Origin of the sequence: Sneathiella sp., assembly GCF_036960985.1 — a bacterium.
In the GTDB taxonomy this organism is placed as follows: Bacteria; Pseudomonadota; Alphaproteobacteria; order Sneathiellales; family Sneathiellaceae; genus Sneathiella.
Genome location: NZ_JBALWD010000001.1, coordinates 92,369 through 107,335, shown reverse-complemented (window position 1 = coordinate 107,335; position 14,967 = coordinate 92,369). Strand labels below are relative to the sequence as shown.

Here is a 14,967-nt window from a genome sequence, read left to right as displayed (position 1 = left end):
CACAGAGGCAAGCGGCTAATTATTTCTTTATTTGTCCGCAGGCTTATGATAAATCGGCAGGATGGCATATGAATGGATCATACGACGACGACGAGCCGACGCAAGTTACAGCGCCGCCGCTTGATATTGCCTATTCTTCCTTAAACGAAATTTTCGTGACGGTTCAGGCGCTCCAAGAGGCCTACTTCCCAGACAGTTTGGAAATTGGAAAATCGTCATGCCACAGATAATTCACGAACGGCCAGAAGACGCCGCACTTATAGAGCCCTTATTGGAAAAATGCTTCGGTTCGGAGCGGTTTAAAAAAACTGCCTACAAAATTCGAGAGAAGCTTGAGCCAATACGGGAGCTGAGTTTTATCGTCAAAGAAAGTGACAAACTTTTAGCGACTATTCGCTATTGGCCTATAATTATTGGAAAACATACTGAAGCCTTGCTACTTGGACCGATAGCCGTTGAGCCGGAACGCCAAGGAGAAGGGCTAGGGGTATCCCTAATTCGGAAAAGCCTTCAAGTTGCAAAAGATCTCGACTATCAAATTGTTATTCTAGTTGGGGATCCAGAATATTATGAGCAATTTGGGTTCACTAGTGCAGCAGAAAATAATCTCTCGTTGCCGGGTCCAGTGGAAGATCGGCGGTTTTTGGTCAAAGAATTAACAAGTGGAAGTTTGTCCGGAGTTTTGGGAACAGTTAGCGGCGGCGGCATTGGTCCGCAACCAGCAGGGCGGATTTCTAGGTTGCAAGAAACAGCAACCGAAATAACTAAACTAACGTCCTTCGCGCCACCACCCGAGGCATAAAAATGCCATCGCTAAAATTAGTCCAAGAAGTGGTGGCAACAATGCTTGTCGTTTGTACCCTGTCACTTCGAATTTCTCATTTGCCCTAAGGCCCATCCAATATGTTGAAGCCTGGCTATTGTTAGGTTTCGTTCTTCGAAAATCGGGCAATCCTTGTTCATTCAACCAACGGACACCGCCTCCTGTAGTTTTCGCGACAGGTAAAACCTTGTCGGTTGTCGCTCGTAAGTCATGAAGTTCTTTAGGGTTGAGAACACCTACCGCGACGAGGGATTTTTGGTCATTGTGCTGCAATGTATATAGGCCGCTGGTCGTTATGGGCGTGGTGCCTGTTTGCCGTCCCGAGCCGCTTGGTGAAAGTGCGACGAAGGAACTATTTCCATCGGGATCGGTCACCGTGACGGTGGCGGGCGCCTCTTCCAGAGATTGGCGGTACAGAACCAGATTGTCGCCTTCCACAATCGCAGACAATTGCTCCTCTTCAAGTTCCGGTTCTTTCATAAGCCAATGGGAAACACGTCGTAGTAATTCGGATTGTGGACCACCACCCTCAAAACCACGACCCCACAACCAAGCGTGATCGGAAAGAAGCTGTGCTACCCTGCCATTCAATCGTTTTTCGAGTATCAATAGGGGTTGATCATCAGGGCCGGTCATGAGCGTTTGGCCAGCAAGCGCTTCAGCTTCAATCATACGGAACCATCGCCCCCATTCGGGGCTATTTATGTCATCGGGTTTCAATTGGCCTGTAACAGGATGCCTCTTTCCAATATCGCTAATCGCCGGTACATAACCTTCATTGAAAACATAACCAGTTGGCCTTCCGGGTAATACATCAGATAGCGGGGTTCTGTACAAACTTAATGCTGTTGCAAACGCGGGGCCGGCGGCCTCTAGCAACGCACCACCTTCCTCTACATATCGAGAAATATTTCGAAGATAAGTAGAAGGAAGTACGCCTCGACGTCTATATCGATCAAAGATTATCAAATCAAAATCGTTTAGCTTTTTCTCGAACAGGTCTCTAATTGGAAAAGGAATGAGAGATAATTCTGTTATTGGTGTACCGTCTTGCTTTTCCGGCGGCCGCAGTATCGTAAAGTGGACAAGATCGACGGAGGGGTCAGACTTTAAAATATTACGCCAACCACGCTCTCCCATATGTGGTTCACCGGAAACCAGCAAGACTTGGAGCCTATCCCTTACACCATTAATGGTGACGTATGCCGTATTGTTTTTTTCGGTAAGCTCACCATCCAATGGGTCAACCGTTATCTCTACAAAATTTGCCCCTCCGTGTGGCAACGACAATTCTATTTCGACGTCTTCACCGACTTGAATTGGCCGGTTTTGTATTAACTGCCCGTCCAGCATGATCGAAAGCTTCGCAGTGGCGATTGGATCTCTAACACCAAAATCTTCCGCTTTTACGACAAGGGAGATAGGTTGATTGACGATGCCAAAAGCCGGGGCCTTGACAAGTTGCAAGACACGGTCTTTTTCATTTTTGTTGCCAGAAAGCAGAAAGTGAATCGGCCCTTCCGACTTAGAAAGATTTTCAAGGTTTGGGATATCGTGAATTTGCCCGTCAGTGATCATTATAGTCGCGGCAATACGATCTGGCGCAATATTTATTAAGGCATCTTGCCGTGAAGAGAATAGAAGCGATCCATCCTCATCTCCTGTTGCCGAAGATATTTCGTTTTTAAAAACAAGCGTTTCGACTTGAAGATTGTCAAAGGCTTCAAGTTGTCCTACTAAATTTTCATAAGTATCCGATGTTACTTCTTGCCGTTTGCCTATGCGCTGGCTATCGCTTTCGTCGATTACTATAAGAGCAACATCATCGAGATAATTTCTTTTCTCCGCCAGTAAAACTGGGTTTGCGAGCATAAATAGGAGAAGCGCGAGGAGACCGCCCCGCCAAATAGATCCGCGTGCGTTGCGTAAAATTCCGAGCGTTAAAATAGCAGCTGACAAAATAGCTAAACCGATTAACCATTCCAAAGAAATATGAGGACTGAAATCCAAACTGTAAGCTAGGTTTTCCGGCATTACTGACCAAGCCTTTCCAGGATGGCCGGTACATGCACTTGGTCCGCCTTATAATTGCCAGTGAGCGTATACATTACTAAATTTATACCGAACCGGAAGGCCATTTCGCGTTGTCGTTCGTCACCGGATGCAATTGCAGCTAAAGGTTTTCCTTCATCATTAACAGCCCATGCGGCCGCCCAATCGTTGCTTCCGATAAGCACGGATGCAACACCATCGTTACCTTGTTTTTCCGCTGTATCTTCAACCCATAACTCCCCATTGAGATATCTTCCGGGGAAGTTTTGCATCAAATAGAATGATCGTGTCAAAACGTGGTCTATTGGCACTGGTTGCAGGCGCGGTATATCTAGTTTCGACAGAATTTGACGTAATCTAATATTTTCTGGGCTGTTAAATAAATCAGCACCAAAACCTCCTACTGAATTTTGATTCCGTGTATCAAACAGGACGGTTCCGCCGCCGCTTATATAATCATTCAGCTTGGAAAGAGCGGAGCTGGAAAGCAACGGAAAGTCACTGGTCATCGGCCAATAAATGACTGGATAGAAAACCAAATCATCTTGCTCGATATCGAGGGGTAAAGGCGCTTTGGCTTCGACAGAGGTGCGCCGGCGTAGCTCAGCAGCAAGACCAGTCAACCCGGCTTTACTCATTGCGTCGATTTTAGCGTTGTTAGTGAGAATGTACCCAAGCCGCGTATCTAAGGTCGCCGCCAGAACTTTCTCTTCTGTCGTCATATCGGTTTCTTGAGCAATACTTTTTGGTGGATGTCCGAAAATACCTGCACTAAGGGCAAATAGAATTAAAACAGAAGTTGCAATTGGGCGTCGTCCGGAGAACTTACCCTGTAAATACAGAGAAATCAGCTGGTCGATGAGGGCTAGGAAAATAGCAAGGAGTAGCAACGGGGTTGATAAATCAATAACTTCATCGCTATCAAATGGTTTAACTTCGGCACTAAATCTGGTGGGATCAATGGCCCGATAGATTGCTTTTTCATGTCCGACATTCACGGCAATTTTATAATCTTCGTTGCCATAGAATCCTGGTGGATGATCAGCATCCAGCGGTAAATTTTTGAGGAGGCCCGTATCCAAGGGTTCTGCAGTACCAATATCTAAGGTCAGATCACCAAATCCATTGAGAAGTCTATACGGTGGTAAATTTCTATTTTGGGCAATATCCTCAGTAGTGAACTGGCCTAAATTTCCGATTTCTCGGAGCATTTCTACAAATAGTCCTGAGATTGCCAGATCTGACCACTCTGGCGTTGCCGTGATGTGAAATAAAACGAGCCACCCTTTACCGCGCTTTTGCGCCGTCACCAAGGGTGTTCCGTCTTCAAGTTGCGCCCAAGTTTTATCAAGTAGGTCGGGGGACGGATTGGCCAGCACTTGTTTCATGACTTTGATATCATCTGGTATTTCAAGTGTTCTAAACGGGCTATGATCTGGTATTTTTCCGAGTTGTGATGGTTTCGCCCAAGACATTGCACCTTCTAGATTTCGATTGCCTGATCTCAACTCAACAGGAATTAAACTTGTTTCAGCGTTCGCAAGTTTTGGACCGGCAAAGCGGATGAGAACGCCTCCCTTATCAATCCAGGATTCTATTGACCGTTCAATATTGTCGGGCAGATTGCCAGTGTCACCAAGAGCAATCATTGAAACGTCTTTTTCAATCAACTCCTCCAAAGGCATTTTATCAATATCGAAATAGGGAATGAGGGCTTGCGTGAGATAATGGTTTTCTGTCAATAACGGTTGGTCAATGGAGGTGAGGGATGCACTGACAAGGCCAATTTGGCGGCGGTGCCACCTATGATCCAAAAGAAAAACAGAGCCCGAATTATCAGCGTCCTTAATCTCAATTCTGCTGATGTCATTTCGAATATCGTTGGGTATGTTTAGGGTGACAAAACTACTGCCAGTCTGAAAATCTGTTGTTATTGGCTCGGAAGCGAGGATTTTCCCGTCCAATGTTTGCGCGGTCAAAATGCCGTTAAATAACTGGGGACCATTCGTTGTAAAAAGCGGAATTTCCATTGTTTCGCCGGAGATTTTTGGTGTCCCAACGATAGGCGGTCGCTGAATAGCGTCTTGTTGGAATATTGTAAGAGGACCAATCTCCGTAAGTGCCGTAAAAAATTCTGCGAGGCCCACCTCATCTTCTTCTTGCATAAGACCACTGGATAGCCAAATAAATTCAGGGTCTTCCAAAGAATTTAGTTGTGGTATTAAACTGAGGAGCTGAGTTCGGTCTGAAGGCCAGGATTTGGGTTGAATGGAATAAGAAATTCCTAATGCTTCTTTTTCTGACAAAGGCCTAAATGTTGGCTTGACGCCCTTGGCAGGCTGTGATGTCGTCACGACATATATTTGGCGTTGCTCTCGGGTGACATCATTTACAAGTGAGTTAAAAGTCGTTTTAATTTCCGTCCAGTTATTTGCTGCGCTCCACCCATCATCAATAATAAAAACGGCCGGGCCATTTCTGTCTTGATGCTCGGGCAAGTTTACGAAAGGGCTGGCTATCGCGAAAATTATTAACGCGGTAATTAGGAGTCTAAGGAGAAGGAGCCACCAGGGAGTTGTCGCCGAACTCTGTTCTTCTTTCTTTAATTGATAAAGAAATTGAATGGCGGGAAAAGTGACTGTTTTTGGCTTAGGCGGAACCAAACGTAATAGCCACCAAATAACGGGCAAGGCGAGTAAGGCGGTTAACGCCCATGGAAAGAGGAATGAAAAGGAACTCATAAACGCCAATTCATCACACCCCTTTCACTAAAAGTGCTGCATACATTTTGCCCAAGGCATCGCTAGGAGAAACGTCGGTACGGTGAAACACACATTCCCAAGAAACACTATTAGCGAGATCAAAAATCTTCCGTTTATGCTCTCGGAAAACGTCTTGATAGTCTGATTTTAGGATTTCTACTCGCCCAAAGGTTAGACTTTCTTCGTCATACATGCCTTCAAAACGTGTGCGGCCGGAAAACGGTAGATCAACCTCAGCCGGGTCTGCGATATGCAAAATAATTCCATTGCATCCCAAATCAATGAAGGCTTGTAAAGTGTTTTTCAGGTCTTCCAATGGCGTGAGAAAATCGCTTATGAGAACAATCGTTGCTTTTTGCGGAAGCTTAATGTTTTTGGTCATCGTCTTGAGGGGTATTGCTTCACCGCTTTCGAGGTTGGCGGCAAAGGTATTGAAAACCGTCGGCCCTGTAACGGCCTTTTCTGAAAGGCCAAGCAATCCAAATTTCTCTCCACCTTTCGTCAATAACAATGCGAGGGCAAGTGTCAGGACTTTTGCTCGGAACTGTTTCGTGCCAGTTTCTGGTGTTGAAGAGTAATCCATCGTGACCGAGCTATCGCTCCAAAACCAAACGCTTTCGGATGTTTCTTGTTCTTTTTGCCTGATAAATAAATGCTCACGCTTGGCACTTTGACGCCAGTCAATTTTGGACGCGGCGTCATCTGGGCCATATTGCTTGAACTGCCAGAAATCTTCTCCTGTGCCCGTACGACGGCGTCCATGGACACCTAGGTCATAGGCATTGGCCAAATGCTCCGCCGCAAGGATCAAGGCAGGAAGGGTTTCAGCAAGTTTCTCTGCTTCCGCTTTTTCATCTGGTTTTCGATTGGAAAGACGAGAAGGCCTCAGCATTCCTTATTCCAATGTTGATGTCAGAGAACTAATAACGTCATCCATTCCGACATTTTCAGCCCGTGCCGCGTATGATAAGGCCATTCTATGTTGTAAAACGGGCTTCGCCAGTACAACAATATCATCAATTGAGGGACTTAGCCGGTTCTCTAGTAATGCACGAGCACGGGCAGCAAGGACAAGCGCTTGGCTCGCCCGCGGGCCAGGCCCCCATGATACGTATTTGGCTACAAGATCATTATCAGTTGTATCTGGTCGGCCATTTCGCACAAGTTTTAAGATTGCTTCGATTACTTTATCGCTGACAGGTATATCTCGAACCAGATGCTGGGCATCTTTGAGATCCTGTGGTGACATAATCTGAGTGGGGACAACTTCTTCATTTCCGGTAGTTTCCAATAGAATCCGTCGTTCCGTGTCCTTGTTAGGATAGTCAATGTCAATTTGCATTAGGAACCGATCCAGCTGCGCCTCTGGAAGCGGATAGGTTCCTTCTTGTTCTATGGGGTTTTGGGTAGCAAGCACATGGAAGGGGGATGGTAGAGGGTAGGTTTCTCCCGCAATAGTGACGGTTTCTTCTTGCATTGCCTGTAAAAGGGCCGATTGTGTCCGTGGGCTTGACCGGTTTATTTCATCTGCCATGAGAAGTTGACCAAAAATAGGACCTTTCAGGAATTTGAAATATCGTTCGCCACTTTCCGAGGTTTCTAAAATTTCTGACCCAAGTATATCTGCTGGCATTAAATCAGGCGTGAACTGGATACGTCGATCTTCCAAGCCTAAAACACCCCCTAAAGTTTCCACCAAACGAGTTTTTGCAAGGCCTGGTACGCCGATTAACAATGCATGTCCACGTGCTAGCAAAGTAACAAGGGTGAGTTCGACAACTTCTTCTTGCCCGAATATATACTCGCCTATGCCTGTTTTGAGTGTATTCAATTTTCCGGAAAGATCGTTAACTCTCTCCAGTATTTGTTGATCCGATTTAAATGTGGTTGTCATGCTACTATGTCGATCCAATCGTAAACCGTTATTATTAAGTGTGCATTTGATAGCCAGCGACGAATATCCTAAATATAGTATCAAAATAAATGTGTTTAAGGCCAAAAATATGACAGAACAAAGCACGCAAGATGGACTTAGCGCTATTCTTCAGCAAATAAAGGGGCAAAAGCATCCGCCAGTGCATTTGTGGAACCCGGATTTTTGCGGAGACCTTGATATGCGCATTGCGCGGGACGGTACCTGGTTCTATCTAGGCTCACCAATTGGCCGAAAACCTTTGGTGAAGTTGTTCTCAGGTGTAATAAGGCTCGATGAAGACGATAAATATTATCTTGTCACACCTGTAGAAAAGATAGGTATTACAGTTGATGATGCTCCGTTTGTAGCCGTCGAAATGTTTCGTGAAGGAGACGGTCCAGATCAAATATTAAGTTTTCGAACTAATGTTGACGATTTTGTGATCCTGGATAACGATCATCCTTTTCGAATTGAAATCGACCCGGAAACAAAAGAACCTGCTCCCTATATTAGGATTCGGGCCAACTTAGATGCATTGATTACTCGTGCGGTTTTTTACGATTTGGTGAATTTAGCGGAAGAAAAAATGATAAATGGTAAGAATCTATTTGGTTTCTGGAGTAGCAGCAAATTCTTTGAGTTGGGGCCGGTTGATGAAATTTTTGAAAATTATAACTAGATGCTGACAAAAACACTTCGCCAAAACCTTGAGCCCGTTCCAAACAATATTGCGCCGGCGTTAAACCTGAATGGCACTTTTCGGGGCGACCACGATCTGAATCCTGCAAGTCCGCCCATACGCGATGAAGTTTATACGCCAGCAGCGGTTCTGGTTCCGATTGTTTTACGGGAGGAAGGTCTGACGGTGCTATTGACGCGCCGTGCTGCGCATCTTGCGAAGCATCCGGGTCAGATTAGTTTTCCGGGAGGTCGGGCAGAGGAAGAAGATTTAAGCGCGGTTGAAACAGCGTTGCGTGAATCAGAAGAAGAAATTTCTCTTGATCCAAACCTCGTTGAAATTGTCGGCTCGTTGAATACATATATAACCGTGACACGTTACTCGGTGACGCCAATTGTTGGCTTGGTGCAGCCTTCCTTCAGTTTACAACCCGAAGTCGGAGAGGTGTCCGAAATTTTCGAAGTTCCGTTGTCCTTTTTACTCGATGAAAGAAATCGGAAGAAACACAGCGGATTTCACGATGGAATAGAGCGGTTCTGGTATGCCATACCCTACAATGACTATTATATTTGGGGTGCGACCGCCGGGATGATTAAAGACCTTTCAGAGAGAGTATTACTAGAATGATCAGAGGACTTTTGTTTCATGTAATTCCGCTTATTCTGCCTTTTGTAGTGTATGCAGTTTATTTATATTTTAATAAGCGAGCAGGAGGGGATAAAACCTGGCGCGGAAAATCTATCGCGGTTTCGACGGTAATTGGCTTGATGCTGATGGCGATTAGCTTGATTGTGCTAGGGTCGGTCAGCGGGGAAACACGTGACGGCACAGAATATATTCCGCCGAAATTTGAGGATGGCAGAATAATCGATTCACAAGTAGTTCCCGCTAAAGACAAAAATTGATCAGCTATGGGTGTTACGCCGCCAAAAAGAGATTTTCAGGCAAACCCACCGGCTTGGTTTAGATGGCCGGAAACAAAACAAGTGCTTGATGCAATTTCGGAGGCACAGGGGACAGCACGATTCGTTGGCGGCTGTGTACGAGATGCATTGCTCGACATAACGAGCGACGATATTGATATATGCACGGATCTAATACCGGCGGATACAATTGAAGCACTCGAGAAAAAATCTATACGGGTTATTTCAACCGGATTAGCACATGGAACGGTTACGGCTGTGATAAACAAACGTCAATTTGAAATAACGACGCTGCGCATAGATGTTCAAAGCCATGGCCGTCACGCGGACGTTCGTTTTACGAAAGACTGGCACAGTGACGCATCGCGACGGGATTTTACAATCAATGCCATATATCTGGATTCTTTAGGCGTGCTTTACGATCCAATGGGTGGTGTATCAGATATAGCGGGTGGGCGCGTTCATTTTATTGGTAACCCTGAAGACCGTATTGCCGAAGATAGGTTGCGCATATTAAGGTTTTTTAGGTTTTTTGCCCGTTTTGGTGACCAAAATCCGGACAAGGAAGCTATCGATGCTTGCCGGAAAAATGCTCAATATTTGGAATGTTTATCCGGCGAGCGTATACAGAAAGAACTTTTGCAGTTACTTGCAGTCGTTGATCCGTTGCCAGCCGTAAGTCTGATGGCAGAAAACCGAATTCTCACAGCAGTTTTGGAAGACGTTCCAAATATAGAACTTTTGGCTTCATTGCTATCCCTGCCTTTTGACACCGATAATATTCAGCGCCTGGCTTGTATGTTAGGCGGAGAAACAAAGCTGGTGCGGAGAGTTGCGAAAAAGTTGAAGCTCTCGAGAAAACTTGAAGCCCGATTGGTGGGTATGTGTGACATTGACATTCGAAAACATTCTTCTGAGCAGCAAAGGAAATCTGATTTGTATCGATTGGGGAAACAAAGGTTTATTGACCAAACACTTCTTCTGTGCGCAATGCAGGAGGGAATTCGCGATTTGGCAGCCTCTTCGGATCTAGCGAATAACTGGCAACTTCCTAAGTTTCCTGTTGCCGGATCAGAACTATTTGCCTATGGCGTCACGCCCGGCCGTGAAATGGGTCTGCTTCTCAAAAAGATGGAGCAGCGATGGATTCAATCAGGATTTTCCTTAACTAAAGAATTGCTGATTGATCAGGTCTTGCCGCCGTCGCTAGACTCCTAAAATCCACCCTTCTTCTTGTTCGCATTTTTGTTGATCACTTAAGGAGAGCCGGTCTGGAGCTTTAAAGAGGTTGCTGAGTGTATTCCGCGCCTCATGTTCAAGAATCCAGTCTCGACAAGCCATAACCTGACGGGCGTCCTTGATAGGATGTGTATACGCTGAAAGATCGTTCAAGCTGGGCCAGACTTCCGTTAAAATGATTCCGCTTAGATCCTGATCCCACTTGGTATTGAAAGGCCAGAATTTAATATTATTCGTTAGCTCGGGTCGCATGTACAGGTCATGAAGTGCTTTGAGCCCCGTTAATGTTTGACTGCCAACAGATCCCTGACCCAATAATTGCCATACATTCATAATTCTGTGCTTTTTTGACTTAAGGTATCGCTCTACCATACGCCATTCTTGAAAGTGCTCGTGCTGAAACGGAGGTTTTGTTGTCGATAAATATTGATTTTCCAAGGCAGGTGGGCAGCCCCAAAAAGGCCCCTTATGTGGAGAGATGCTTCGATTCAAAATTGTAGCCGCGCCAAATCGATTGTTGGCATCATTATGATCTGAAAAAAGGATCTTTGAAATATTTTGCGCGGCGCTTAGGCCACCCCCTAAACTACTGTTGAATGGGTATCCAAAAGGGAAATCAAAGCCGAGCAAGGACGTGCCAGGGTATTTTGTAAGGAGCTCGTAAATTCTGGACATGCAATCTGCTCGGGTGCGAAAATATTCTGCTTCGGGGCAAAGGGTTCCGACACTCCACGCGATCCAGCATCTGTCCGAAGTGGGTTTCTTCGGCCCGGGTTTTGAGGCGGCAGACCAATCGACAATGATAATTAGTTCAAAGATAATTTATGCTTTCCGACAGGGTTTCGACTAATCCTTTTGTTATAGTGTGCTATACTAGGACGAAGGTTTCGCCTTGAAAATGACAAAATCAATAGGGACATACAGTCCTTTGACACATTGTTAGCGGAAAATTTAGGAGAAGGTGATGAAACAGGTTCTTTTAGTCTCGGTGATGACAGTTTTTGTGTCTATGGCTGCTCCGGCATCTGCTCAATCAAATGACAACACGCCTGAAGAATTGGCGGTTGAAGGTATCGCTAAGCTTATGGATGCACTGGGCGTATTTATTCAATCCATTCCTCAATATGAGATGCCCGAAATGAATGAAGATGGTGACATTATCATTCGGCGTAAACGCTCCGAAGAAGATGAAAAAACAGATCCGAAACTAGAAGAAACTTCTACGTAAAGACGAATATCAATATCGGCACGGAAACCGGATAGGTCGACTTTGAGCAACGAACTAAGTTACGTATCAACACTGATTGATACGGAGCAAACAAAATGAATTATGAGAGAAAACTAGAGGCCGTTCTGGCCCGTGATACCGCACAAGATGGGCTTTTCATTTATGCGGTTAAGACGACGGGTATTTATTGTCGTCCTTCTTGCCCATCTCGCAACCCAAAACCGGAAAACATTAAATTTTTTGAGAAAGCAGAAGAAGCGGAATCTGCTGGATATAGACCGTGTAAACGATGTCGGCCTGATTTGGTCAAGATAGCGGATCCGAAGCTTTCTCTAACGCGGCAGATATGTCGGCTAATTGAAGCTTTTATTGATAATCAACCGGAAGAGAAAATTTCACTGTCTTCTCTGGCTCAAGAAACGGGCTATAGCGAAGATCATCTTTCGCGAAGTTTCAAAAAAGTTATGGGTATTACTCCGATTGACTATTATGACAATTTACGGGTGTCGACGTTTAAGAAGAACTTGCATTCAGGTGACGACATCTCTGGTGCGGCTTATGGTGCCGGGTTTGGATCATCAAGTAGATTGTATGAAAAGGCGAGGGAGCGTCTCGGGATGACACCAGCGTCCTATGCTAAAGGGGGAGCTGGAGCAGAAATTGCATATGCCTTTGTCGATTGCTTTTTGGGGCGAATGCTAGTCGCAGGAACACGGTCTGGTGTTTGCGCAGTTTATTTTGGAGACAATGACAATAATTTACTGTTGGAACTTCGAGAAGAATTTCCGAAGGCTGAAATAGCACCGGATGTTGGAAAACTGTCCGAATGGTCGACGGATATCATCGCGTTTTTAGAAAAATCGTCTATAGCATTGCCTGAAATTCCATTGGATATGTATGGCACTGCCTTTCAGCGTCGGGTTTGGCAGGAGCTCTTAAAAATCGGCCCGGGCGCGACTAAAACGTATCGGGAAATTGCTGAGGATATGGGTCAACCAAAATCCGCACGCGCCGTGGGACGAGCCTGCGCAACAAATCCGGTTTCACTAATCGTTCCGTGTCATCGGGTGATTGGCTCAGACGGAAAGTTACATGGATATCGATGGGGTCTGGAGCGCAAAGAAGCACTACGTCAGTGGGAGGGCGCCGCTTAGCCGGCATCACGAAGCTTCGTCACCGATCAATTTTTTCCGCTTGATAGTTTGTGTGAATCTACGGGCGCTGGCCTCTTTCATTCGTTCTTTTAGTTTTTCGCGTGACAGACGATATGTTTTTCGTGCTTGAGCGCGGCGTGCCTCTGAATCTTTTCGGCGTTCTTCTCGCCAGATTTTCATAACCTTTTTGCGATAAGGGATATAGAATTTTTTCGTTTTGGAATGGTAATGTGCAATTGCTTTCGTCCACGAACGATCACGTTGGCGCAACGACGATAACAATTCGGCTGCATATTTCGTATTACGGTTCGGATCAAAGGCAGCTTCCAGATTTTCAAAGGCTTTCGGATGGAAGTGCAGGTTGACCTGCATGCAACCCACATCGATGTTTTTGATCCCTTTCGCTTTAAGAGCTATAACTTCTTCTACGGCAGCAGCTTTGTTGGGAAGATATCGACCTCTTCCTTCTGCATAAACTGTCCAGGGCCAGGCAATTATTTCCTGTCTTTTCGCATGCCAGCGTCCTGTTTCAGTTAGGGAAATAGCAGTGAGGAGACGCTTCGGTAGCCGATTTTCTTCTTCTGCTTTTTCTACGGCAGATCGGCAAGTATCTTCATACTCCGCGCTATTCTGCGGAAAAATCGCAGCAACTGCAGAACTGTTAATAAGCCAAAAAGCGGCAGATCCAATAAGTAGACTTGTTATACGCATAAATTCTCTCCTGCAATACTAGAAGCAATAATCGCGCCAAGTTACAAAATATGGAATTTAGGTCAGGTTTTTCTGCAGAATGACAGTGTCGACCCATTGATCGCGCTTGTAGCCGATATCTTCCAAAATACCAACAAGCCGAAAGCCCAGTGAGGTATGCAGAGAGATGGAACCGCGGTTTTTTGAATCACCTATAACGGCAATCATTTGCTTTTTGCCTAGATTTTCACAATCTTCGATAATTTGCTCAAGAAGTGCCTTGCCAATTCCCTGTCGGTGCATTTCCGTTCGAACATAGACAGAGTTTTCAACAGAAAATCTATAGGCAGGTCGTATCCGATACGGACTGGCATAAGCGAAACCAAGCAGAGTTCCCTGTTGTTCGGCGACAATATAGGGTAGTTGCTGTTCCAGCACGTTGTTGCGACGCACAGTCATTTCGAGGATATCGGGTGCCGTATATTCGAATGATCCTAACCCGGTTTCTACACTATTGCCGTAGATCTCCGTGATGGCCGGAAGATCTTTGGGCGTTGAGGGGCGAATATCAAAATCAAGTTGCTCAGACATGTGACTTATGCAATCAATAAAGAACTATCATACATGCCTAATTCGCCGACATAACGGGATAAATTATTGCGAAGGTTTTCGAAACCTTCATTCGGCGTCAGGGTTTTCTGGTCCATATAAAGTTCCCGGCTGATTTCAATTTGAAGGGCGTGGACGTTTTTGTCGGGCTTTCCGTAATGGGTCGTAATGAAGCCACCGGCGTAGGGTGAGTTATGGCCAACCCGATAGCCAAAAGATTCAAAATGGTCCAAAGATCGGTAGAAAAAAGCGCTTTCACACGACGTTCCATACCGATTGCCAAGGATGATTTCAGGTCTTTTGTTCCCAAATCTTGCTCCTGGGCGAACCGCTGGCATGGAGTGACAATCTATTAGATAAATAACGCCAAATCGTTTAAGGCCATCACTAATCAATTGTCGAAGGGCATGATGATACGGAAAGTAGCATTCATCAATGCGGTTCCTTATTTCTTCGAATTCCAGCTTCTTTGCATATATTTCCTGCCCTGCGCCGACCACCTTTGGAATTGTACCAATACCTGAACTTAACCGAGAACTATTCGTGGATACATATTTAGGAAGTGGTGTTGTGAACATATTTGGATCAAGCTCAAAAGCTTCCCTATTGACATCGCAATAAGCCCGCGGAAATTGCGCACAGAGGATTGGTGCGCCAAAAGAAGGCACTGCCGAAAAAAGTTCATCAACCAGAAAATCTTCTGATTGCCGTAAAGCTGAAAATTCCAGTTGCGAATTGTTTATAAAGTCTTGTGGATAATGGCGTCCGCTATGGGGTGAGGAGAAAATAAATGGAAGGCTCCATTCTTTCGGCCACTTAATCGATACTGGATTTGATGCCGCGCCCATCTGATCTGTCACCTTAATAATAATCAAAGAGATATTGGTCTATCG

At 45.4% G+C, this 14,967-nt stretch carries 16 protein-coding genes; 8 read left to right on the top strand and 8 right to left on the bottom strand.

Annotation, left to right across the window (positions count from 1 at the left end; all coding sequences use genetic code 11):
- The first annotated feature begins 68 nt into the window (after positions 1-68).
- Together V7723_RS00510 and V7723_RS00505 are read left to right on the top strand one after the other, a co-directional pair.
- Positions 69-230, top strand: a complete 162-nt coding sequence (locus tag V7723_RS00510) for a hypothetical protein (RefSeq protein WP_335682446.1) — start codon at positions 69-71, stop codon at positions 228-230.
- Positions 218-802: a GNAT family N-acetyltransferase gene (locus V7723_RS00505; RefSeq protein WP_335682445.1), complete on the top strand. Its 585-nt coding sequence runs from the start codon at positions 218-220 to the stop codon at positions 800-802. The genes V7723_RS00510 and V7723_RS00505 overlap by 13 nt, the downstream gene beginning before the upstream one ends.
- On the opposite strand, the gene V7723_RS00500 is transcribed toward V7723_RS00505, so the two are convergent.
- The 4 genes from V7723_RS00500 to V7723_RS00485 are packed head-to-tail and all read right to left on the bottom strand — an operon-like array spanning position 770 to position 7,531.
- Positions 770-2,857 carry a hypothetical protein gene (locus V7723_RS00500; protein WP_335682444.1) on the bottom strand — a complete coding sequence of 696 codons (2,088 nt, stop codon included), beginning with the start codon at positions 2,855-2,857 and terminating at the stop codon, positions 770-772. The genes V7723_RS00505 and V7723_RS00500 overlap by 33 nt on opposite strands.
- Complete coding sequence (locus tag V7723_RS00495) at positions 2,857-5,616, bottom strand: DUF4159 domain-containing protein (protein ID WP_335682443.1); 2,760 nt, start codon at positions 5,614-5,616, stop codon at positions 2,857-2,859. The genes V7723_RS00500 and V7723_RS00495 overlap by 1 nt, the downstream gene beginning before the upstream one ends.
- Before the next feature lie 13 nt (positions 5,617-5,629).
- Entirely contained in the window at positions 5,630-6,529 is a 900-nt protein-coding gene (locus V7723_RS00490) for a DUF58 domain-containing protein (RefSeq protein WP_335682442.1), read from the bottom strand.
- 3 nt (positions 6,530-6,532) lie between these two features.
- The gene (locus V7723_RS00485; RefSeq protein WP_335682441.1) at positions 6,533-7,531 is read right to left on the bottom strand and encodes an AAA family ATPase; all 999 of its coding nucleotides are present in this window, start codon (positions 7,529-7,531) and stop codon (positions 6,533-6,535) included.
- A 109-nt stretch (positions 7,532-7,640) separates the two neighbouring features.
- On the opposite strand from V7723_RS00485, the gene V7723_RS00480 reads away from it, so the two are divergent.
- The 4 genes from V7723_RS00480 (at position 7,641) to V7723_RS00465 (ending at position 10,372) form a co-directional block, all read left to right on the top strand.
- On the top strand, positions 7,641-8,231 hold the full coding sequence (locus V7723_RS00480; protein WP_335682439.1) for a DUF1285 domain-containing protein: 591 nt from the start codon (positions 7,641-7,643) through the stop codon (positions 8,229-8,231).
- Positions 8,232-8,858, top strand: a complete 627-nt coding sequence (locus V7723_RS00475) for a CoA pyrophosphatase (RefSeq protein WP_335682438.1) — start codon at positions 8,232-8,234, stop codon at positions 8,856-8,858.
- Entirely contained in the window at positions 8,855-9,136 is a 282-nt protein-coding gene (locus V7723_RS00470) for a DUF6111 family protein (RefSeq protein ID WP_335682437.1), read from the top strand. Before V7723_RS00475 ends, V7723_RS00470 begins: the two co-directional genes overlap by 4 nt.
- Before the next feature lie 81 nt (positions 9,137-9,217).
- A complete protein-coding gene (locus tag V7723_RS00465) occupies positions 9,218-10,372 on the top strand; it encodes a CCA tRNA nucleotidyltransferase (protein ID WP_335682436.1) in 1,155 nt (384 codons plus the stop codon).
- On the opposite strand, the gene V7723_RS00460 is transcribed toward V7723_RS00465, so the two are convergent.
- The gene (locus V7723_RS00460) at positions 10,361-11,023 is read right to left on the bottom strand and encodes a hypothetical protein (protein WP_335682435.1); all 663 of its coding nucleotides are present in this window, start codon (positions 11,021-11,023) and stop codon (positions 10,361-10,363) included. The two genes, V7723_RS00465 and V7723_RS00460, sit on opposite strands and share 12 nt — an antisense overlap.
- Before the next feature lie 334 nt (positions 11,024-11,357).
- On the opposite strand from V7723_RS00460, the gene V7723_RS00455 reads away from it, so the two are divergent.
- Entirely contained in the window at positions 11,358-11,621 is a 264-nt protein-coding gene (locus V7723_RS00455) for a hypothetical protein (protein WP_335682434.1), read from the top strand.
- Between the two features lie 95 nt (positions 11,622-11,716).
- Positions 11,717-12,775, top strand: coding sequence for a bifunctional DNA-binding transcriptional regulator/O6-methylguanine-DNA methyltransferase Ada (ada, locus tag V7723_RS00450; protein ID WP_335682433.1), 1,059 nt, complete (start codon positions 11,717-11,719; stop codon positions 12,773-12,775).
- Between the two features lie 6 nt (positions 12,776-12,781).
- Here ada and V7723_RS00445 read toward each other — a convergent pair whose 3' ends face one another.
- From V7723_RS00445 to V7723_RS00435, 3 genes are read right to left on the bottom strand one after another with little or no spacing between them, the layout of a single operon-like run.
- Entirely contained in the window at positions 12,782-13,486 is a 705-nt protein-coding gene (locus tag V7723_RS00445) for a hypothetical protein (protein WP_335682432.1), read from the bottom strand.
- A gap of 57 nt (positions 13,487-13,543) precedes the next feature.
- Positions 13,544-14,056, bottom strand: coding sequence for a GNAT family N-acetyltransferase (locus tag V7723_RS00440; RefSeq protein WP_335682431.1), 513 nt, complete (start codon positions 14,054-14,056; stop codon positions 13,544-13,546).
- Between the two features lie 5 nt (positions 14,057-14,061).
- Positions 14,062-14,922 carry an N-formylglutamate amidohydrolase gene (locus V7723_RS00435; protein ID WP_335682430.1) on the bottom strand — a complete coding sequence of 287 codons (861 nt, stop codon included), beginning with the start codon at positions 14,920-14,922 and terminating at the stop codon, positions 14,062-14,064.
- Positions 14,923-14,967: the final 45 nt, after the last annotated feature.

Coding starts and splice junctions, on each gene's coding strand:
- V7723_RS00440 (WP_335682431.1), bottom strand. CDS start 14,056: ATGTCTGAGCAACTTGATTTTGATATTCGCCCCTCAACGCCCAAAGAT.
- V7723_RS00490 (WP_335682442.1), bottom strand. CDS start 6,529: ATGCTGAGGCCTTCTCGTCTTTCCAATCGAAAACCAGATGAAAAAGCG.
- V7723_RS00485 (WP_335682441.1), bottom strand. CDS start 7,531: ATGACAACCACATTTAAATCGGATCAACAAATACTGGAGAGAGTTAAC.
- V7723_RS00505 (WP_335682445.1), top strand. CDS start 218: ATGCCACAGATAATTCACGAACGGCCAGAAGACGCCGCACTTATAGAG.
- V7723_RS00480 (WP_335682439.1), top strand. CDS start 7,641: ATGACAGAACAAAGCACGCAAGATGGACTTAGCGCTATTCTTCAGCAA.
- V7723_RS00470 (WP_335682437.1), top strand. CDS start 8,855: ATGATCAGAGGACTTTTGTTTCATGTAATTCCGCTTATTCTGCCTTTT.
- V7723_RS00495 (WP_335682443.1), bottom strand. CDS start 5,616: ATGAGTTCCTTTTCATTCCTCTTTCCATGGGCGTTAACCGCCTTACTC.
- V7723_RS00510 (WP_335682446.1), top strand. CDS start 69: ATGAATGGATCATACGACGACGACGAGCCGACGCAAGTTACAGCGCCG.
- V7723_RS00455 (WP_335682434.1), top strand. CDS start 11,358: ATGAAACAGGTTCTTTTAGTCTCGGTGATGACAGTTTTTGTGTCTATG.
- V7723_RS00435 (WP_335682430.1), bottom strand. CDS start 14,922: ATGGGCGCGGCATCAAATCCAGTATCGATTAAGTGGCCGAAAGAATGG.
- V7723_RS00475 (WP_335682438.1), top strand. CDS start 8,232: ATGCTGACAAAAACACTTCGCCAAAACCTTGAGCCCGTTCCAAACAAT.
- ada (WP_335682433.1), top strand. CDS start 11,717: ATGAATTATGAGAGAAAACTAGAGGCCGTTCTGGCCCGTGATACCGCA.
- V7723_RS00445 (WP_335682432.1), bottom strand. CDS start 13,486: ATGCGTATAACAAGTCTACTTATTGGATCTGCCGCTTTTTGGCTTATT.
- V7723_RS00500 (WP_335682444.1), bottom strand. CDS start 2,857: ATGCCGGAAAACCTAGCTTACAGTTTGGATTTCAGTCCTCATATTTCT.